The 18,779-nt window shown below is 57.5% G+C and carries 18 protein-coding genes; 9 read left to right on the top strand and 9 right to left on the bottom strand.

The genetic code is table 11. The features are described 5' to 3' along the window. Nucleotides 1–102: 102 nt before the first annotated feature. A complete protein-coding gene (locus AC2FIC_RS12170; protein ID WP_496691871.1) occupies nucleotides 103–1,779 on the bottom strand; it encodes a cytochrome D1 domain-containing protein in 1,677 nt (558 codons plus the stop codon). 232 nt (nucleotides 1,780–2,011) lie between these two features. Between AC2FIC_RS12170 and AC2FIC_RS12165 the strand changes: the two genes are divergently transcribed. The 7 genes from AC2FIC_RS12165 (at nucleotide 2,012) to AC2FIC_RS12135 (ending at nucleotide 8,709) form a co-directional block, all read left to right on the top strand. Next, nucleotides 2,012–3,193, top strand: coding sequence for an NnrS family protein (locus AC2FIC_RS12165; RefSeq protein ID WP_496691870.1), 1,182 nt, complete (start codon nucleotides 2,012–2,014; stop codon nucleotides 3,191–3,193). Between the two features lie 98 nt (nucleotides 3,194–3,291). Beyond that, nucleotides 3,292–3,741, top strand: a complete 450-nt coding sequence (locus AC2FIC_RS12160; protein ID WP_142635251.1) for a c-type cytochrome — start codon at nucleotides 3,292–3,294, stop codon at nucleotides 3,739–3,741. A gap of 15 nt (nucleotides 3,742–3,756) precedes the next feature. Beyond that, complete coding sequence (locus tag AC2FIC_RS12155; protein WP_496676741.1) at nucleotides 3,757–5,124, top strand: cbb3-type cytochrome c oxidase subunit I; 1,368 nt, start codon at nucleotides 3,757–3,759, stop codon at nucleotides 5,122–5,124. A 5-nt stretch (nucleotides 5,125–5,129) separates the two neighbouring features. Continuing rightward, entirely contained in the window at nucleotides 5,130–5,939 is an 810-nt protein-coding gene (locus tag AC2FIC_RS12150; protein ID WP_416383916.1) for a CbbQ/NirQ/NorQ/GpvN family protein, read from the top strand. 9 nt (nucleotides 5,940–5,948) lie between these two features. Beyond that, nucleotides 5,949–7,871 carry a nitric oxide reductase activation protein NorD gene (locus tag AC2FIC_RS12145; RefSeq protein WP_496691869.1) on the top strand — a complete coding sequence of 641 codons (1,923 nt, stop codon included), beginning with the start codon at nucleotides 5,949–5,951 and terminating at the stop codon, nucleotides 7,869–7,871. Further along, a complete protein-coding gene (locus AC2FIC_RS12140; RefSeq protein WP_142635259.1) occupies nucleotides 7,868–8,416 on the top strand; it encodes a cytochrome c oxidase subunit 3 in 549 nt (182 codons plus the stop codon). The genes AC2FIC_RS12145 and AC2FIC_RS12140 overlap by 4 nt, the downstream gene beginning before the upstream one ends. Before the next feature lie 5 nt (nucleotides 8,417–8,421). Continuing rightward, nucleotides 8,422–8,709 carry a cytochrome C oxidase subunit IV family protein gene (locus AC2FIC_RS12135; RefSeq protein ID WP_496691868.1) on the top strand — a complete coding sequence of 96 codons (288 nt, stop codon included), beginning with the start codon at nucleotides 8,422–8,424 and terminating at the stop codon, nucleotides 8,707–8,709. A gap of 56 nt (nucleotides 8,710–8,765) precedes the next feature. On the opposite strand, the gene hemA is transcribed toward AC2FIC_RS12135, so the two are convergent. Beyond that, nucleotides 8,766–9,989 (bottom strand): 5-aminolevulinate synthase, encoded by a 1,224-nt coding sequence (gene hemA / locus AC2FIC_RS12130; protein ID WP_496691867.1) that lies wholly within the window; start codon nucleotides 9,987–9,989, stop codon nucleotides 8,766–8,768. A gap of 179 nt (nucleotides 9,990–10,168) precedes the next feature. On the opposite strand from hemA, the gene AC2FIC_RS12125 reads away from it, so the two are divergent. Next, on the top strand, nucleotides 10,169–10,861 hold the full coding sequence (locus AC2FIC_RS12125; protein ID WP_142635263.1) for a Crp/Fnr family transcriptional regulator: 693 nt from the start codon (nucleotides 10,169–10,171) through the stop codon (nucleotides 10,859–10,861). 591 nt (nucleotides 10,862–11,452) lie between these two features. Here AC2FIC_RS12125 and AC2FIC_RS12120 read toward each other — a convergent pair. From AC2FIC_RS12120 to pgsA, 3 genes are read right to left on the bottom strand one after another with little or no spacing between them, the layout of a single operon-like run. Then, on the bottom strand, nucleotides 11,453–11,896 hold the full coding sequence (locus AC2FIC_RS12120) for a molybdenum cofactor biosynthesis protein MoaE (RefSeq protein WP_282021673.1): 444 nt from the start codon (nucleotides 11,894–11,896) through the stop codon (nucleotides 11,453–11,455). 4 nt (nucleotides 11,897–11,900) lie between these two features. Further along, a complete protein-coding gene (moaD, locus tag AC2FIC_RS12115; protein WP_142635267.1) occupies nucleotides 11,901–12,146 on the bottom strand; it encodes a molybdopterin converting factor subunit 1 in 246 nt (81 codons plus the stop codon). Between the two features lie 3 nt (nucleotides 12,147–12,149). Continuing rightward, nucleotides 12,150–12,818, bottom strand: coding sequence for a CDP-diacylglycerol--glycerol-3-phosphate 3-phosphatidyltransferase (gene pgsA, locus AC2FIC_RS12110; protein ID WP_496691866.1), 669 nt, complete (start codon nucleotides 12,816–12,818; stop codon nucleotides 12,150–12,152). Nucleotides 12,819–12,993: 175 nt separating this feature from the next. On the opposite strand from pgsA, the gene AC2FIC_RS12105 reads away from it, so the two are divergent. Next, a complete protein-coding gene (locus AC2FIC_RS12105) occupies nucleotides 12,994–13,878 on the top strand; it encodes a DMT family transporter (protein WP_496691865.1) in 885 nt (294 codons plus the stop codon). Here AC2FIC_RS12105 and uvrC read toward each other — a convergent pair. The 4 genes from uvrC to AC2FIC_RS12085 all read right to left on the bottom strand — a co-directional run bounded on the left by uvrC (nucleotide 13,875) and on the right by AC2FIC_RS12085 (nucleotide 18,773). Beyond that, entirely contained in the window at nucleotides 13,875–15,758 is a 1,884-nt protein-coding gene (gene uvrC, locus AC2FIC_RS12100; RefSeq protein WP_281972609.1) for an excinuclease ABC subunit UvrC, read from the bottom strand. The two genes, AC2FIC_RS12105 and uvrC, sit on opposite strands and share 4 nt — an antisense overlap. A 290-nt stretch (nucleotides 15,759–16,048) precedes the next feature. Beyond that, a complete protein-coding gene (locus AC2FIC_RS12095; RefSeq protein ID WP_496691864.1) occupies nucleotides 16,049–16,828 on the bottom strand; it encodes an SDR family oxidoreductase in 780 nt (259 codons plus the stop codon). A 16-nt stretch (nucleotides 16,829–16,844) separates the two neighbouring features. Then, nucleotides 16,845–17,807 (bottom strand): calcium/sodium antiporter, encoded by a 963-nt coding sequence (locus AC2FIC_RS12090; RefSeq protein WP_142635277.1) that lies wholly within the window; start codon nucleotides 17,805–17,807, stop codon nucleotides 16,845–16,847. A 168-nt stretch (nucleotides 17,808–17,975) separates the two neighbouring features. Continuing rightward, complete coding sequence (locus AC2FIC_RS12085; protein WP_142635281.1) at nucleotides 17,976–18,773, bottom strand: S49 family peptidase; 798 nt, start codon at nucleotides 18,771–18,773, stop codon at nucleotides 17,976–17,978. Nucleotides 18,774–18,779 lie beyond the last annotated feature (6 nt).

The following is an 18,779-nucleotide window of genomic DNA, read 5'->3' as shown; positions in this document are numbered from 1 at the left end:
TGTTGACTGGCGCGGCGTGTCAGGCCTGCGCATTCGGCTGATGGATGAAACAAGGACAGGGCGGGCGAGGGGCCCGCCCTGCTCCGAGTTGATCGAAACCCGTCAGGTGACGTGGTTCGACCGGTTGTAGACGTTGAACTTGCCGGTCGGGGCGTACAGCCCTTCGATGCGACCGATCTCTTCCAAAGTCTTGGCGTCAAAGATCACGATCTGACCGTTGGGTTCTTTTGAATCCGACAGGTTCCACTTGGACACCCAGACCTCGGTTCCATCCGCGTTGAATTCAAAGTGAACAGCGGCGCTGCCTTCGTCTTCGGTGATCTGGATGGTTTTCACGATCTCGCCGGTCTCTTTCGAGATGACCTGCACAGATTGCTGCACTTCCGGTTCCGGGTGTTTGGTCTGGTCAGCCCAAATATAGTCCGATTCCGGATGCGTACGGACGAACAGGCCCGGGCCGTCTGTTTCCACTTCGTAGCAGATCTTCCAGGCGTCATCGGGTCGGTTTTCGGGGTCGTTGCCCCAGACCGTCACGGTGCCAACCCCGAGGTGGGTTGTGCCAGCTACCGGCCCGCAATTCGGGTCAATCCAGTTTGCGCCCGGACCGGGATGCGGCAACGCGGCCGTGTCGATCATCGCCTCAAGCTTGTGGGTCTCGGTATCTACAACCACCATCTTGTTCGATGCGTTTGCAGCGATCTGGAAATACCGGCCCGTCGGATCGAAGAATCCGTCATGCAGGAATTTGGCGCTGTCGATCTTGTCGATCCGCAGATTGTCTAGATCAGTATAATCTACTTGCCACAGTTGCCCCAGCTCTTTGACGGCAACGATCCAGGTCGGCTCATTCGGAGTTGTGTAGATAGCGGCCACGCGAGCCTCTTCCACATAGTCCCCGTCCACGTTCACGCCGCGGGTCGATACAACCTTGACCGGCTCCATCGTTTGGGCGTCAACGATTGCAAAGTGCGGCGGCCAATAGCCCCCACCGATGACGTATTTGCCATCGCCGGAAACAGCAACGTCGCGGGCGTCATAGGCAATCTTGACTTCGGAAACCAACATCTTGTCCGGCGTCTGCCAGAGGTCGATCTTGGTCATCTTGCCGTCGCGGCCCATGGTGTACCAGAAGCGACCGGGCTGTTCCGGCTCTTCCAGCGAATGGTGTTCGGATGCTTTCAGAACGTGCACCGCATAGCCAGTCGGAATATGTGTCAGCACCTCTTTGGTGTCGCCATCGATAACAGCGACTTTGCCGACGTCGCGCTCGATAACAACAAAGAAGTTTTCCCAGTTGCGGCCATGCATCGGCTCGGTTGGGTAGTCCTCTTCTTCAACATATATCTTGCGGGTCGCCATCATCTGGTCCAGCGACATTTCAGGTGGTTTGGGCGGCTCCATCATGATGTAAGTCGCCATGTCTTTGATTTCCTGCTCGGACATGATGTCCGAGAAGTTGTTCATCCCGCCTTCGGTGCCCCAGGCGATGATCTTCTCAAGCCGCTCTTGCCCAAGCGCAAGTGTACCGCCTTCGGTCACGGCGCCGTCAGCTGCGGTTTTCTTCCAATGCGGTTCAAGGTTCTTGCCAGTGGCGCCTTTACGCAAGACACCGTGGCACCCCGCGCATTGTTCAAAGTAAAGTTGTTTGGACGCTTCAAACGCTTCTTCGTTCAAAGTTGGCTCTTCGGCGAAAGCTGGTGCAGCGACACTGCCCAGCAACATCGCCAAACCGACCCCGAAGACGCGGCCCGTTTTGGTATAGCTGATTCCAAGTGACATGATCACTCTCCATTTGCTGGTGAGGCGGTCCAAGCGTGGGGCATCGCGCAAGGGTGCTCCTTGACGAAAGTCAACACCAGTCGCGCAATTCAGGTGGCGGGCAGGGAAAAACGTCAATTTTCCGGCTGGGAAAATCTGTATCTTTGGCACACTTTTTCGGCCGGTTTGATTTTTGTTAAGTCGCGCAGCCGGGCGGCTTGCTAGGGCTTGGAAAACACCAAGGAGAGCAGCCATGCCCGCAATCATCACCCGCGTGTTTGGTGAAGGGTTTCGTGTATTCTTTCTGTCCGCCGGCCTCTATGGCCTCTTTGTCGGAGTGGTTTGGGGGCTGTGGCTGACGGTGCCATATGCAGTGCCGGATTATGGCATGGCCCCGCCCATGTGGCACGCGCATGAGATGATCTTCGGCTATGCAACAGCCGCGCTGGGCGGGTTCTTTCTGACCGCGGTGCCAAATTGGACCGGCGCACCAGATGCGCGTGCGCAGTTCATAACGTTGGCCGCCGGATTGTGGTTGGCTGGTCGGATGGCGATGTGGTTTTCGGGGATGCTGCCTGCGGCGCTTGTGGCGGTGGTCGACCTGGCCTTTGTACCGATTCTGGCGGCCAAGATTGCAACCCAGCTCATCCGGAGGCCGAAACCTCAGAACATGCTCTTTCTGCTGTTGCTCAGCTTTATCTGGATTGCTGATCTGTTCACGCATCTTGAATGGACGGGGATAACAGATGACACATTGCATACCGGGCTGCGCGCGGGGTTGCTGGCGCTCTGCGCGATGATTGCCATTCTTGGCGGACGGATCACCCCGGCCTTTACCCGAAACGCCATGAGACGCGCGGGCGTTCCCGAGGCGAACTGGCCAATATCTGTGCCAATTCTGGACAAATCAGCGATGGCGGTTGCCCTGACCCTGCCACCAATCGTTCTGGTGCTGGGGTCAGGTGCTGTGGCTGGATCGATGGCGCTGGTTCTAGGGGTGGCGCAGGTTTCGCGCATGGCCCGCTGGCGCGCGGGCTGGGCTGCGCGGGAGCCGATCCTATTGGCACTGTATCTTGGGCTTGCAATGCTGGCGCTGGGACTGATCCTCTGGGGGCTGTCAGTGCTGGGTTTCGGAAACGAGATCGCAGCCCTACACATCCTGGGCATCGGATGCGTCGGCGGCATGACCCTAGCGGTCATGAGCCGCGCCGCGCTTGGCCACAGTGGTCGCGCGCTGGTGGCACCCGGCCCAATGGCGGTGGCCTATGGTCTGATGGCGGTGGCGGCCCTGTCGCGGTGGATTGGGGCAGATCTGAATGCAGGTTACATGGTTGCGATGCTGCTGTCGGACGGGTTGTGGGTCAGCGCATTTGCGCTTTTCCTGATCGCGATGTGGCCCGCGCTGACGGGTCCCAAGGTGCAACGGTCAGCGTGATTTGATTTCCTTTTGCAAGTCTTGACTTTCGTTAAGGATATACCGTGCCCATCCCGTCATTTTAGCCAGACTAGCTAATCTGCGCAAAGGAGAGCGCAATGCGAGAAGTCATGACCAAGAGCATGGCACGCAATATATTCTATGGCGGGTCACTGTTCTTTATCCTCATCTTTCTGGCTCTGTCGGCCCATTCTCACTGGTATATCGTGAACTCTGAGAACGCAGCAAAGCTCGATGAAAGTGTGATCAGGGGCAAGCACGTCTGGGAAAAACACGCCTGCATCAACTGTCATACCATCCTTGGCGAAGGTGCATACTTTGCACCCGAGGTTGGCAATGTGATGACACGTTGGGGCGTGCTGGACGACCCGGAATCGGCCTTTGAAGCCCTCAAAGGCTGGATGGAGGCGCAGCCGACAGACATTCCCGGTCGTCGTCAGATGCCCAATTTCAACCTCAGCGACGAAGACATCCGTGATCTGACCAACTTTTTGATCTGGACGGACAATATCGACGCTCAGGACTGGCCGCCCAACGAGGCGGGCTGAGAAGGGAACGGAGCAATGAAATACGAATCCCAAAAAATCGCCTATGCCTACTTTGCGGTGGCAATGGCCCTGTTCGCGATACAGGTTCTAGGCGGCCTTCTGGCCGGCTTTATCTATGTATCACCCAATTTCCTGAGCGAGCTTTTGCCGTTCAACATCGTGCGGATGCTGCACACCAACTCGCTGATCGTGTGGCTGATCCTCGGGTTCTTTGGTGCGGCCTATTTTCTGATCCCGGAAGAGGCCGAGCGTGAGATCCATTCGCCCATGCTGGCCTATCTGCAGCTGATCATTCTGGTGGTCGGTACACTGGGCGTGGTCTTGACCTATACGTTCAACCTGTTTGAAGGAAACTGGCTGCTGGGTAAAGAAGGGCGCGAGTTCCTAGAGCAACCCAAATGGGTCAAGGCCGGCATCGTCGTGGCCGCACTGATCTTCCTGTACAACGTGTCGATGACCGTTCTGAAGGGCAAGAAGACCGCGATCACCAACATCTTGTTGCTGGGTCTTTGGGGTCTGGCGCTGCTGTTCCTGTTTGCCTTCTACAACCCGGGCAACTTGTCCTTGGACAAGCAATACTGGTGGTATGTTGTCCACCTGTGGGTCGAAGGTGTCTGGGAACTGATCATGGCCTCGATCCTGGCCTATCTGATGCTGAAGCTGACCGGGGTAGACCGTGAGGTTGTCGAGAAATGGCTCTATGTCATTGTCGCCGCCGCGTTGTTTTCGGGTATCCTTGGTACAGGTCACCACTACTATTGGATAGGCACACCAGGGTACTGGCAGTGGATCGGCTCGATCTTCTCAAGCCTCGAAGTGATCCCCTTCTTTGCGATGATGGCCTTTGCCTTTGTGATGGTCTGGAAGGGCCGTCGGGACCACCCGAACAAAGCGGCGCTGCTGTGGTCGCTGGGCTGTGCCACATTGGCCTTTTTCGGTGCCGGTGTCTGGGGCTTCCTGCACACGCTGCATGGGGTGAACTACTATACCCACGGTACGCAGATCACTGCGGCTCACGGACACCTGGCGTTCTATGGAGCGTATGTCTGCCTCAACCTGGCAATCTTCAGCTATGCAATGCCGATCCTGAAGAACCGCGATCCTTATAATCAGGTTCTGAACATGGGCAGCTTCTGGCTGATGTCCAGCGGTATGGTTTTCATGACCTTTGTGCTGACCTTTGCTGGAACAGTGCAGACGCACATGCAGCGGGTGGTCGGAGACTACTTCATGGATGTGCAGGATCAGGTCGCGATCTTCTATTGGATGCGCCTTGGCTCTGGCATCGTCGTGGTCTTGGGTGCGCTGCTGTTCATCTACTCGATCTGGGTTCCCCGGAAAGAGATCATTGAAGCCGGCGCGGCCGAAACCCCAGCGGAGTGATGGATATGGATGGCTCCATGAAACTGAGAACGGGGGCGGCTGACGCCCCCTTCTACCTGCCACAGGGTGATGAATGTGACGTGTTCGCTGCTGCCTATACCAACAACCTGCCGGTCCTGCTGAAAGGCCCGACAGGTTGCGGCAAGACCCGGTTTGTGGCGCATATGGCCGCCAGCCTTGGCCGCCCGCTTTACACGGTGGCCTGTCACGATGACCTTGCCGCTGCGGACCTGATCGGGCGCTACCTGCTGAAAGGCGGGGAAACGATCTGGGTCGATGGCCCCCTGACCCGCGCGGTGCGCGAAGGCGCGATCTGCTATCTGGATGAAGTGGTCGAGGCGCGCAAGGACGTGACCGTCGTGCTGCACCCGCTGACTGACGACAGGCGCATCCTGCCGATCGACCGCACCGGTGAGGAGCTTGTGGCCGCGCCCGGTTTCATGCTGGTCGCCTCATATAACCCGGGATATCAGAATATCCTGAAAACCCTGAAACCCTCGACCCGGCAGCGGTTCATCTCACTGGAGTTCGACTTTCCGTCGCCCGAGATGGAGGCAAAGGTCGTCGCTAAGGAAAGCGGGCTGGCGCTGGAACGCTGCAAGCCGCTGATCCGCTTGGCAGGTAAACTGCGCGGGCTCAGGGGGCAGGATCTTGAAGAGGGCGTTTCCACCCGTCTGGTCGTCTATGCCGCCACGCTGATCGCGCAGGGCATGTCCACCGACCGCGCGATCCTTGCCGCCATGATCGAACCTCTGACAGATGACGAGGACATCAAACGCGGGCTCCTCGATCTTGTCACGGCTGTCTTTGGGTGAGGCCGGCCGATGGTCAGGATCGATTTTGAGCCATGGGAACCCGAAGAAACGATCGGGAAACTGTGGCACTCCCTTGCCAGCCGTCTCGATGCACCCCAGGTGCATGTTGGAGCCGCGGTCGACCTTTCTGAGGTCGCGGGGCGGCTGGCAGTCCTTTTTCGCGGGCTTGGGGGCAGCCCGGGCGTTGAATTGCGCCCGGTCTCGCCCGAGGTTTCACACCATCGCCTAAGCTGGCGCCGTCGGTTGGGTACCGAAGTTGAACTGATGCCGCGCGCTTCGTTCGATGGCGAAGTGCTGCGCCTCCCGGACCGTCTGGCGGTGTTTCCCGCGCGCGAGGCGAACGGAGCGCTGTATGTTTGGCTGGCCGCCGCAGCGGCCCATGCGGGAACCCGGATCGTCGAAGGTGATCCGTTGCGCGCCGATCTGCACGCGCTGAGCGCTGCACAAACCATGGTTAATGCAACCTTGGACAACGCCCCCGGCTTGCGACCGCTTTACACCGAGCTTTGCAAAGGTGTTCTGCATGAACGCAACAAATCCGGCCTCCCGCCTGTGGAAACAGCGGTTGAAGAACTGATCCGCCATCGGCTGGGCGACCCCGCGCCTTTATCCCCGAAGGCCAGGCAATTCATGTCATTTGACGATGACTTGACTGCCCCACGCGGATATCAATCTTTCCGCCCTGTCCCTCTGTGGCCGGAATTGCGCGCTGTTGGTTTTTCAGAGCATAACGATGTCGAAAACCCCGATACTGAAGGCCCGCCCGAGGAATCGGGTGAGAAAACCCACCGTGCCCGGCGGCGCAAATCCGACCAGGCTGAACGCAGTGACAGTTTCATCCTTCATAAATTCGAAGCGATCCTCAGCTGGGCCGAGTTTCTGAACATCAACCGTCGCATTGATGACGATGATCCCGACAATGCCAAAAAGGCCGCCGATGATCAGGATGAGATCGGTTTGGGCCAGATTTCCAAGGCGCCGCCGACCAAGCTGAAATTGCATCTGGACCTGGCACCCGAGGATGTGAATCGCGAACGTCTGTCGGGCCGTATTCTCTATCCGGAATGGGACGTGCGCACCGGGCAATACCTGCCCGATCACGTCAACGTTCTAACCTCGGACGCCGATACTCGTGAGGATGCCGCCGAGTTTGGAAAAGACCCCGCCACCGCCCGCCGTATCCGCGCCGTCAAACGCCAGTTCGAAGCGCTGCGCCCGGGCCGCGTGATGACCCGAGGCCATCTGGACGGCGATCAGCTGGATATCGAGGCCGCCGTTCGGGCGCAGGTTGACCGCTGTGCCAACGGTGAAGGTACCGAACGCATCTGGCAACAATCCCGCCCCGAGGCACGCGATCTGGCGGTTTCTATCCTGCTGGATGTCAGCCGCTCGACCGAAAGTGCCGTGACTGGACGCGCCGTGATCGACATCGAACGCGAGGCGCTGGCAGCGCTGGCCTGGGGCCTGAACGCCTGTGGTGATGATTTCGCCATTCACGCCTTCAGTTCACTGAAACGACAGCGGGTCTATGTGCAACGCTGCAAACGGTTTGATGAGGTGATGGGCAGCCAGGTTGAACAGCGCATCGCATCGTTACGCCCGGGGCACTATACAAGGCTGGGTGCCGCGATCCGCCATTGCTCGGCCGATCTGGCCACCCAAACGCGTAAGCGCCGGTTGTTACTGGCGATCACCGATGGCAAACCCAATGATCTTGACCACTACGAAGGCCGCCACGGAATCGAAGACACCCACATGGCCGTGCGCGAGGCGCGCCGAGCCGGGCAATCGGTCTTTGGCGTCACCATCGACAAGACAGGTAAAAGCTGGTTCCCGCGGATGTTCGGGCAGGGCGGCTTTGCCGTCATCCCGGACCCGCATCGCCTGACTATGGCGCTGCCGCAAATCTACCGCCAACTGGTCGGCGCATGAGCGACGCGTCCCTTATCGACGAGTTGCCCGGCGAATTACTGATGTGGGTTCTGATCATTTCGGAGCTGCTGGTCTTTGGTGCGGGCCTGATCGCTTTCATGGGCGTGCGCCTGACCGATCCGGCGGGCTTTGCCGAGGCGCAATCGCATCTGCACCGCACCGGAGCCGCGCTGAACACTGCGGTTCTGGTCACCTCCGGCTATCTGGCCGCGCAAGCCTTGCATTGGCGGCAGATTGCGCGTCGGACTGCTGCCCGCCTGGCGTTAATCGCAGCTGCCGCGCTGGGCGTTGTATTCCTGATTATCAAAGGCATGGAATACGCGGACAAGGCTGCACAAGGAATTACCTACGAGACCCATCCGTTCTTCCTGTTCTACTATCTGCTCACCGGCTTCCACGCGGCACATGTGTTGGCTGGGGTTGTTATCCTGCTGCTGGTCGCCTGGCGGGACAATCCCCGCAACATCGAGGCCGGCGCCCAGTTTTGGCACATGGTCGATCTCGTCTGGATCATGCTGTTCCCCGTGATCTACCTGTTGGGATGACGGACATGACCCAAACCTCATCGGATCCAAAAAGCTCCCGCTGGATGCTCTCAAACCCGCTCACCCGCGCATGGCTCAGCCTGTTGGTTCTGAGCACCGCTTCGGCCCTGCTGACGATACTCCCCCTGTCCTCACCGGTGTTGAGCGCAGGCATTTTGATCCTGGCCCTGTCCAAAGCCCGCATTATCCTTGCACGATATCTGGACCTGACGCACAGCCCGGCCTGGCTTAGCGGTTTCACCAATGTACTGACCGGATTTGCGATGGTGATCTTCGGCCTCTCACTGTTTTGACATGAAAAAAGCCGCCCCCGTGGGGCGGCAGTTCTCCAAGCGCAGGGACGCCTCAGTTATTGTGCGGCCATCGGCATTCGCGCGATCTGACACCGTTGCCACAGGGCCGATAAGGCACCGACCAGATGGTCGATATCTTCGTTCGTATGAACCGGAGAGGGGGTAATTCTCAGGCGTTCGGTGCCTTTGGGAACGGTCGGATAGTTGATCGGCTGAATATAGATCCCGAATTCTTCCAGCAGCGTATCCGAGATGAATTTGCATTTCACCGGGTCACCTACCATCACCGGGATGATGTGGCTGGGATTGGGCAAATGCGGGATGCCTTCGGCGTCCAGTTTGGCGCGCACCTGCGCAACGCGGGTTTTCTGCAGATCGCGCTCGGTATTGGATTGCTTGAGGTGTCGGATCGAGGCGGCAGCGCCTGCTGCTATTGCGGGCGGGAGGGCGGTGGTAAATATGAACCCGCTGGCAAAGCTGCGGACAAAGTCACACAAGGCAGCGGATGCCGCGATGTAACCGCCAACCACGCCGAAGGCCTTGCCCAGCGTCCCTTCGATGACAGTCAGGCGATCCATCAACCCTTCGCGTTCGGCGATGCCACCACCGCGCGAGCCATAAAGGCCAACGGCGTGGACCTCGTCCAGATAGGTCATCGCACCATATCTATCCGCCAGGTCGCAAATCTCTTTGATCGGAGCGATATCCCCATCCATCGAATAGACAGATTCGAAGGCGATCATCTTGGGCGCATCTGGATCGGCTGCGGCCAGCTTTGCCTCGAGGTCCGCCAGATCATTGTGCTTCCAGATCACTTTTTGTGCCCGCGAATGGCGGATGCCTTCAATCATGGAGGCATGGTTCAAAGCGTCCGAGAATACGATCAGACCTGGGATCTTCGCAGCCAGCGTCCCGAGTGCCGCCCAGTTCGACACATAGCCAGAGGTGAACAGAAGGGCGGCTTCTTTCCCGTGGAGGTCGGCCAGTTCCTGTTCCAGCAAAACGTGGTCATGTGTCGTGCCCGAGATATTGCGTGTGCCCCCTGCGCCCGCGCCGCAACGGTCGAGTGCCTTGTGTATTGCCCCGACTACATCAGGATGCTGGCCCATTCCCAGATAGTCGTTGGAACACCAAATTCGTACGTCGCGCTGTAAAGCGCCGTCCGTCTGGCGTGCATTCGGGAACGCGCCACAGCGGCGCTGTAGATCAATGAAGATGCGGTAGTTGCCTTCGTCGCGCAGATGCTCAAGGCTTTGGCTGAAAAAACGCTCGTAGTCCATCTCGAACACTCCCGGGAATACTGGCTTTCCAGCAAGACTATGTGCCGGGCCCGCTACGCAACATGACAAATGTCAAGCCGCAGAAAGGAAAGGCTGGCTTGGAAGCCGAAGGTTTGGCATAGCCTTAAGAGGACGGACGTACTGATCGGGTACGCAACTAGAAAAGAGGGGAAAGCTTCGTGGCGCATGAGGCACTTAAAGCGATCGCCAAGCAGTCACTATTGCTCAAGAGCTTTCCCGAGCATCATATCGACACGCTGTTAAGTCACGCGATCTGGCGGAAATATGATCGCGGAGAGACGATTTTTCTACAGGAAGAAAAAGCCCAGGCCATTCATGTGGTTCTGTCGGGCTGGGTAAAGCTGTTTCGCATGTCCCCTACCGGTGCCGAAGCAGTTGTCAGCGTTTTCACCCGCGGCGAAAGCTTTGGCGAAGCGGTCGCCTTGCGTAACGTTCCCTATCCGGTTTCGGCCGAGGCAGTTTCGGCCTGTGAGATCATGCACATTCCAAGTCCGGTCCTTTTGTCCCTTATGCGAGAGGACCCGGAAATTGGGGTGTCAATTCTGGCAGCTACCTTTACCCATCTGCATTCTCTGGTCGCCCAGCTTGAGCAGCTTAAGGCCCAGACCGGCGCACAGCGGGTGGCAGAATTTCTTCTGACTCTCTGCGAAGCCGAGATGGGGGACTGCGTTGTCGAGCTGCCCTATGACAAGATGTTGATTGCCGGGCGGCTGGGCATGAAGCCCGAAAGCCTGAGCCGCGCTTTTTCCCGGCTAAAGCCGTTTGGCGTTAAAATTGACCGGACACATGCCCTGCTCTCGGACATTCAAGTACTGAGAGACTATGCAGAAAGTGACCCCTCCGAAAAGTGACCGAATTTATTGGCCGGTGCTTTGCCGGGTGCGCCAAAGAGCCCCGAGAACGTGCTTCTTTATTCAGGCTAGGACATGCGCATCGATCCCGTGAACACGATTCCTTGTTTGCGGATAAGGGCCTTGTGCAACGTCAGGTAATCCAGAACTTCAAAACAAGCTGGTTTTGGTGCTTGCTGGGTCCACGCAGCTGAGGTGATATGCCGTCAAGTTCCAGTCGGCATCTTCCGTCTGTACTTAAGGTTGAAATCGAATGGGAAACTCTAACCTTTAGGGGCTTCTACGATGTCAAAAATCCGTTCAACGACTATCTAATTGGAACCGGCATTCTGACAGAGCTAATTACCGCTTTCCTGTCGATAGTCATTTCTTTTGCGGCTTCGGCGGAGGAAGATTGTCTCAACATCTTTGCCCACATGCGGGATGTTTTGCTTACGGTTCTAGAGTTGACCGAAGCTGAGCGGCTGCCTGAAACCAACACCTTTATCCAGCATAGTATTGGCGGATCCAAATATGCAGCAAGCGATGATAAGCATGTGAGCGCCGAATACGAACAGCATGGTGCAAAGGCTTATATCCAGGGACCCGTGTTTACCACCGGGTCAGCGCATCTTCGTCTTCGTCCTTGGCCGAAACCCACACCGCACCAGCGGTGGTGATTTCTTTCTTCCAGAAGGGGGCGCGGGATTTTAGGTAGTCCATCAGATATTCGGCCGCCTCGAACGCATCCTTACGATGCGGTGCGGCAGTGGCCACCATCATGATCCGATCCCCCGGAGCGAGCCTGCCATGCCGATGGATCACCAGCACATTGCCCAGCGACCAGCGGTCTATTGCTTCTTGCGCAATCTGGGTCAAGGCCCGTTCCGTCATGCCCGGATAATGCTCAATCTCCATCACGTCCAAATCGCCCGTGGCCAGATCACGCACAACACCGGTAAAGGTCACGATTGCGCCATTTGCAGCATCGCCCGCCGCAAAGTCATTTGCCTCGGTACCTAGGTCAAACGGGTCTTCCTGCACCACGATGCGCATGACCTCAGCCACCTGTCATTGGTGGGAAAAAGGCAACCTCACGAACGCCCGCCAACGGGGCGTCAAAATCCGACAGCTCCTGATCCAGCGCAACACGTAAGGCCGACAGATCCGCAAAGGCCGCTGCATAGCGATCCTCGCGCGCGCTAAGTTCTGCGACCAGATCGGATACGGTGGCGGCCTCGGTTTCAACCCGTTCTTTCGGCAGGCCAATCCGTTCGCGGACCCATGCGAAATACAGCACATCCATCCCTTAGTTCTCCTTCAGGTGTGGCATGGCTTTACGTAGGTAGTCACAGCCGGTGATCAATGTCAGCGCTGCTGCGATCCACAGCAGCCACAGGCCGATCCGACTGGACCAGAACATCCCTTCAAGATGCCAGCGCAGGCCGTTCAGGTCGTCTTCCTGCCCGGTCAGAATCTGGTCGATCAGCGTTGGGTCCATGCCGAAGCTGGCCATCACAAAGTAATGCTCGAAGATGCCCTGTGAAAACAAGACGGCTATCGCCACCATCTGAGCCGTGGTTTTCCATTTGGCAAGTTTGGTAACTTTCAGCGTTCCAGCCGTATCACCCAGATATTCGCGCAGGCCTGACACAAAGACCTCTCGGAACAGGATCACAGTGGCAGGCAGGACCAGCCACGGCGTCCAGTGTTCGGCCGAATACCCGACCAAGATCATCAGCGCGATCACCACCATCGCCTTGTCGGCAATCGGGTCCAGCATGGCGCCAATTTTTGTTTCCTGCTTCCACGCTCGTGCCAGATAGCCATCGAACCAGTCGGTTAAGGCGGCTGTCAGGAACAGGATCAACGCGAACCAGTCGGCATAGGGCCGGGTGAAATACAAAAACATCACGGCCAGCCCCGGGGCTGCCAGCAGACGCAGGACGGTCAGAATATTGGGTAGGTTCCACTTCATGCAGCGGACCCTACATCGCTAAAATCCAACAGAAAAGATAGACAGTCAAAAAACCGTACTTGTCCCATGAACTTGGTCAAAGCGCCGCAGGCAGGGCGTGGTGCGTCCATGCCCCTTGGAGTTTGTTCTTTTTGCGGTCAGGTTCACCGCACGTATCCGGGACAGAAGGCACCTCATGACAGCTCATATACAAACCGATGCCCGGTCAAATCTGACCGGCAGCCTGTGGATGATCGCCGCAATGGCGGGGTTTGCGCTGGAAGACGCGCTGTTGAAAGCGGCTTCGGGTGTCGTACCGATCTGGCAGGTGATGGTTCTGTTCGGGGTGGGTGGGGCGCTGGTCTTTGCGGCGGTTGCACTGGCGCGCGGCACGCAACTGTTTCAGCCGGATGTCCTGTCGCGCCCGATGAAAGTGCGCGTGCTCTTCGAGGTATTCGGACGGTTATTCTATGTCTTAGCCATTGTGTTGACGCCTTTGTCTTCAGCTACTGTGATTTTGCAGGCCACTCCGTTGGTCGTGGTCGCTGGCGCTGCGCTGATCTTTGGCGAGACAGTTGGCTGGCGACGGTGGAGCGCGATTCTGATCGGTCTGATTGGCGTTGTAGTCATCCTGCAACCGACCGGAGACAGCTTTTCGGCGCTGTCCATTCTGGCGGTGCTGGGAATGTTGGGCTTTGCCGGTCGCGATCTGGCCAGCCGCGCAGCCCCGGCGACACTGGGGACTGAGGTTTTGGGCTTTTACGGCTTCCTCAGCATCATCGTTGCCGGTTTGGCCTATCGCCTGTGGGAGGACGTGCCAATCGTCCCGCTCGATCTGTACAACGGTCTGTTTCTGACCGGTGCGGTGCTTATGGGTGTGATGGCCTATGCCTCGCTTATGAAGGCGATGCGGATCGGAGAGGTCTCGGCCGTGACGCCGTTCCGCTATACGCGTCTGCTGTTCGGTATCGGTCTGGGCGTGTTCCTGTTCGGCGAGCAACTAGACCAGACCATGTGGATCGGCAGCGCGCTGATTGTGGCCTCGGGGCTGTACATCCTGTGGCGCGGGCGGCGGGCCTAGCCCTTGTCGTGGAAGAAATCATAGACCTTTTGCGCCAAGCCGGCCGAAATCCCCTCGACCGCTTTCAGATCGGCTAGGTTGGCCCGGCCAACTGCCTTGGCGCTGCCGAAATGAGCCAACAGGGCACGTTTGCGCGCGGCCCCCACGCCGGGGATTTCATCCAGCGGTGTGGCTCCCACGGCCTTGGCACGCTTGGCTCGATGGGTGCCGATGGCAAACCGGTGGGCCTCGTCTCTTAGGCGCTGAATGAAATAGAGCACCGGGTCGTTGCGTTTCAGCGCAAAGGGCCTTTGGCCGGTGCGGTGAAATTCTTCCTTACCATGGTCGCGGTCAACGCCTTTGGCGACACCTATCATGGGGATCTCCTCGACCCCGTGCTGCGCCATAATCTCATGGACGGCACTCACTTGCCCGGCGCCACCGTCAATCAGCAGCAGATCGGGCCACATTCCCTTGTCACGGTCGGGATCTTCTTTTTGCAGGCGGGTAAAGCGGCGGGTCAGCACCTCTTTCATCATGCCAAAGTCGTCACCGGGGGTCAGGTCATCTCCACGAATGTTGAACTTGCGATAGGCATTTTTCATGAAACCTTCGGGGCCGGCCACGATCATGCCGCCCACGGCATTTGTTCCTTGAATATGGGAGTTGTCGTAGACTTCGATCCGGTTTGGCGGGGCATCCAGATCAAATGCCTCGGCGATCCCGCGCAACAGTTTGGCCTGGGTGGCACTTTCCGACATCCGCCGGGCCAGGGATTCACGCGCGTTGCGTATGGCCCCTGCGACAAGTTCTTGTTTCTCACCACGCTGGGGCACAAGGATTTCTACCTTGCGACCGGCTTTTTCGGTCAGCGCCTCTTGCATCAGATCGGCGTTTTCAATGGCATCTGACAGGATCAACTGACGGGGTGGTTCCTTGTTGTCATAGAACTGACCCAGAAACGCCTCCATCACCTCGGCGGCTGACACATCTGCCCCGACGCGGGGATAGAAGTCCTTGTTGCCCCAGTTCTGGTTGGCGCGGATGAAGAACACCTGAACGCAAGCCTGCCCACTGTCCATATACAGGCCGATCACATCCGCCTCGGCCACACCGCGCGGGTTAATGCCTTGCGAGGTCTGCACCTGCGTCAGCGCCCGGATGCGATCGCGTAGGCCAGCGGCGCGTTCAAACTCCATCGCCTCAGACGCGGCCATCATCTGTTCGGCCAGCTCCTCTTGCACTTTGGTCGACCGGCCTGACAGGAATCTTTCCGCATCCTTGACGCTTTCACGGTAATCCTGATCCGAGATCAACCCGACACAAGGCCCAGAACACCGCTTGATCTGATAGAGCAGGCAGGGACGGGTGCGGCTTTCGAACATCGAGTCAGAACAGTTGCGCAGCAGGAAGGCCTTTTGCAGCTGGTTCAGGGTTCGGTTCACGGCACCCGCGCTGGCGAAGGGGCCGAAATACGCGCCCTTTTCCTTTTTTGCTCCCCGATGCTTTTTGATCTGTGGAAAGACATGGTCCTTTGCCACCAGAATATTGGGAAAGCTTTTGTCGTCGCGCAGCAGCACGTTGTATTTCGGTTTGAGCTGCTTGATCAGGTTCTGTTCAAGCAGCAGCGCCTCGGTCTCGGTCCGGGTCGTCAGGAACATCATCGAGGCCGTGGCCGCAATCATCCGCTCGATCCGGCCAGAGTGTCCCGGTCTTGTATAGTTCGACACCCGTGCCTTCAGATTGCGCGCCTTGCCGACGTAAAGAACTCGGCTGTCCGCATCCAGCATCCTGTACACGCCAGGTGAACTGTCGAGCGTTTTCGCATATCGCTGGATGCAGGCGTATCCTGTCGACTGGGCGTCATTCTGAGAGCTGTTGGTGTCGTCTTGAGAGGTCATGGCCAAAATATGTGATTCTTTGACCATGGCTGCAATCTTGAGCGCTTCAGATCAAGGGAAAACAAATCCACGTATTCTGTGGATAACTGTGCAGATAACTTTTGTGGGGCTTGAATTTTCCCTTGTTTCATTAAGGATTCCTTGATTTGCTTAAAAAATAGGCACATATGTAATCTATTGAATTTAAACAGTAAAAATTTCTACACATGGCAAGTGTATGAAAAAAAAGACATTTTTGTAACGGATTGATAACAGAAATGAGAGCGGTGCAAAACTTCCAGCACCAAACGTTATTCCACGCCCAGAACATCCGGTGTCTGCCATCCCAAATGCTGTCCGCCATCCACGCAGAGAATCTGACCGGTGACCGCATGAGCATCCAGGAAATACCCAAGTGCAGCGGTGATGTCAGAGGGGTTTGACCCACGTTCCAGAATGGTGTTGGCGCGCTGTGCTTTGAAGTGATCTTCGGATTGCCTGTGACCCTGCATCGTCGGTCCCGGTCCGATGGCATTGACGCGGATCGCCGGGGTTAGCGCCTGAGCTGCAGTACGGGTCAACGCCCATAGCCCCATTTTGGCGACGGTGTAGGACATGAATTCGGGCGTCAGTTTGCGGACTCGCATGTCGACCATATTTACGATCAGGCCCGTTGCCAGCGGCTCGCCCGCATCATCGGTTTCAGGTTCCAGACCCTGTTCAGCCATCGCCTGAGTCAAAACGAATGGCGCCCGCAGGTTGCTGTTCATGTGGCGGTCCCAGCTTTGCCGGGTGACCGTGTGGATGTTGTCGTATTCAAATATCGAAGCGTTGTTGACCAGGCAGGTAATGGGTCCGCCCAGCGCCTCGGATGCGCGTGGCAGCAGGGCAGCCACGCTTGCTTCTTCTAACAGGTCGGCCTGCAGAGCTACCGCATTGCGGCCTAGGGCCCTGATTTCAGCGACAACCTTAGATGCCTCTTGTTCAGAGGAGGCGTAATGGACCGCCACGTCGTAGCCACGCCCGGCCAGATAAAGGGCCATTGCCCTACCAAGGCGAATTCCGGCACCGGTAACTAGGGCTCGGGTCATGCGGCCTCTCTTTGTGTCACACCAACAAGGAAATAACGTAAACCGCGTATAGGCTTGTCAACAGAATTCCCCATCCGCGGGTGATATCCCGTTTGAAAAATACAAAGGGGACCAAAAGGAGTGATGCGCCCAGCATGACCCAAAGATCAAATCGCAGGAATTCTGGATCAACAGGAATGCGCCCAAACAGGGTTGCAATGCCGACGATGGCCAACAGATTGAACATGTTGGACCCGATAACATTGCCCAATGCGACATCGGCTTGTCGGCGCAGTGCTGCCATAACTGTGGTCGCCAGTTCCGGCAGGGAAGTTCCCACCGCTATAAGTGTCAGTCCGATTACAGTCTCGCTGACGCCGTAAGTGCGGGCAATGATTGTAGCGTTGTCGACCAGAAGATGTGCGCCCATCGGCAGGCCTATCAGTCCGAGCACCAGGTAGACTGAAATCTTCCAATAGGGCATGTCTGGATCGGCTTCTTCGAGGCCATCAAAATCGTCATCCTCAGCGCAGGCTTTGCCACAGGCCTTACGATGGGCATGGGCTTCTCGGAAAGCGGTCCATAGAACAAAGCTGAGAGCAGCCAGCAAAATCGCGCCGCTGAACAGGTTGAACACGCCGCAGAAGGCAAGGCCGATGAACAGAACGGTTGCCAGCAACATGAACACATAGTTCTTGCGGCTGTCGCATTCGCTGGTGTGCAGCGTGGCAAGCAGCGCAGGCAGGCCCAGCACCAGCAGAATATTGGCCGTGTTCGACCCCACAACGTTACCCAGGGCGATGCCTGGTGCGTTTTCCTTAATTGCACTGATTGCAATCAGAAGTTCTGGCGCCGAGGTGCCGAATGCCACGATCGTCAAACTAACGATCAACGCCGGTACTCCAATCCGCAGGCTGAGGTTCACGGCACCGCGTACCAGCGCATCACCCGCCAGCAACAGGATCAACAAACCGAGACCGGATAACAGCCATGCCGTCATGCGCGGCCTCCTTTTTCGCAGGCACAGGGACCTTTACCGATCCTGAACCGATGACAGCGCGGGCATCTTGCGGATTGCAGTTTTTTCTGCCCCGGGAACCGCAGTTTGCCGAACATTGCCAGGACGCCCATGGCAATCAAAAAGAGGGTCACGATCTTGATAATCACGTTACAAACCGAAACGTGCGTATGCGGCACGCTCCTCAAGTCCGGCAACCGCGTCCTGTGCCAAGGAGGCGCCGAACCGTGACCAGAATGGCTTGCGCAGCCCGTAACGGCGGAATTTTACTTTATCGCCAAACCGGTCCTGCATTTTGGGTTTGAGATGCGCGATGCCGTCGATCAGGCCAAGTTCATGCGCGCGGCGTGCCAGCCAGACTTCGCCAGTGAACAGATCAGCACCCGTTTCAAGCTTTGCCCCGCGTCGTGCTTTGACATGAGCAGTGAAGTTTTCGTGGATATCGCGTAGCAGGCCTTCAAGCCTTGCGACATCTTCGGGTTTTTCCGGGGCAAAGGGATCCAACATGGATTTCGAATGACCCGCCGTGTGCACTCGCCGTTCGAAACCTTGCCTCTCAAGGAAAAGATGTGCGCCGAACCCCGAAGAGATCACGCCAATCGAACCCAGTACCGAACTGTCATCGGCGTAAATCTCATCAGCTGCCGCTGCCAACCAATAGCCACCCGAAGCTGCCACATCCTCGACAAATGCGAAGACGGGAACATCCAGTTCTTTCGAAAGACGCTGAATGCGCGCACCGATCAATGAACTTTGGACCGGGGATCCGCCGGGCGAGTTGACCTCAAGCGCGACGGCGGCAGGTTTGCCTTTGCGAAATGCTTTTTCGAGAACCGGTGCCAGAGTTGTGTCAGACATCGACCCGCGCCCGGACATGCCGATTGCACCCGACAAGCGCACGACCGAAACGGTTGGCTGTTTTTTGAGAAACGGCAGGCTGACCTTCATGGGTGC

It is taken from the genome of Ruegeria sp. CDSC079 (assembly GCF_059610505.1).
Note: the sequence above shows the minus strand (reverse complement) of the source record. Positions and strands in the feature narration are given on the sequence as shown.

What these genes read in the sequence shown, in the direction of transcription:
- AC2FIC_RS12170 (WP_496691871.1), bottom strand. Translation starts at nt 1,779, where the DNA reads ATGTCACTTGGAATCAGCTATACCAAAACGGGCCGCGTCTTCGGGGTC.
- AC2FIC_RS12165 (WP_496691870.1), top strand. Translation starts at nt 2,012, where the DNA reads ATGCCCGCAATCATCACCCGCGTGTTTGGTGAAGGGTTTCGTGTATTC.
- AC2FIC_RS12160 (WP_142635251.1), top strand. Translation starts at nt 3,292, where the DNA reads ATGCGAGAAGTCATGACCAAGAGCATGGCACGCAATATATTCTATGGC.
- AC2FIC_RS12155 (WP_496676741.1), top strand. Translation starts at nt 3,757, where the DNA reads ATGAAATACGAATCCCAAAAAATCGCCTATGCCTACTTTGCGGTGGCA.
- AC2FIC_RS12150 (WP_416383916.1), top strand. Translation starts at nt 5,130, where the DNA reads ATGGATGGCTCCATGAAACTGAGAACGGGGGCGGCTGACGCCCCCTTC.
- AC2FIC_RS12145 (WP_496691869.1), top strand. Translation starts at nt 5,949, where the DNA reads ATGGTCAGGATCGATTTTGAGCCATGGGAACCCGAAGAAACGATCGGG.
- AC2FIC_RS12140 (WP_142635259.1), top strand. Translation starts at nt 7,868, where the DNA reads ATGAGCGACGCGTCCCTTATCGACGAGTTGCCCGGCGAATTACTGATG.
- AC2FIC_RS12135 (WP_496691868.1), top strand. Translation starts at nt 8,422, where the DNA reads ATGACCCAAACCTCATCGGATCCAAAAAGCTCCCGCTGGATGCTCTCA.
- hemA (WP_496691867.1), bottom strand. Translation starts at nt 9,989, where the DNA reads ATGGACTACGAGCGTTTTTTCAGCCAAAGCCTTGAGCATCTGCGCGAC.
- AC2FIC_RS12120 (WP_282021673.1), bottom strand. Translation starts at nt 11,896, where the DNA reads ATGCGCATCGTGGTGCAGGAAGACCCGTTTGACCTAGGTACCGAGGCA.
- moaD (WP_142635267.1), bottom strand. Translation starts at nt 12,146, where the DNA reads ATGGATGTGCTGTATTTCGCATGGGTCCGCGAACGGATTGGCCTGCCG.
- pgsA (WP_496691866.1), bottom strand. Translation starts at nt 12,818, where the DNA reads ATGAAGTGGAACCTACCCAATATTCTGACCGTCCTGCGTCTGCTGGCA.
- AC2FIC_RS12105 (WP_496691865.1), top strand. Translation starts at nt 12,994, where the DNA reads ATGACAGCTCATATACAAACCGATGCCCGGTCAAATCTGACCGGCAGC.
- uvrC (WP_281972609.1), bottom strand. Translation starts at nt 15,758, where the DNA reads ATGACCTCTCAAGACGACACCAACAGCTCTCAGAATGACGCCCAGTCG.
- AC2FIC_RS12095 (WP_496691864.1), bottom strand. Translation starts at nt 16,828, where the DNA reads ATGACCCGAGCCCTAGTTACCGGTGCCGGAATTCGCCTTGGTAGGGCA.
- AC2FIC_RS12090 (WP_142635277.1), bottom strand. Translation starts at nt 17,807, where the DNA reads ATGACGGCATGGCTGTTATCCGGTCTCGGTTTGTTGATCCTGTTGCTG.
- AC2FIC_RS12085 (WP_142635281.1), bottom strand. Translation starts at nt 18,773, where the DNA reads ATGAAGGTCAGCCTGCCGTTTCTCAAAAAACAGCCAACCGTTTCGGTC.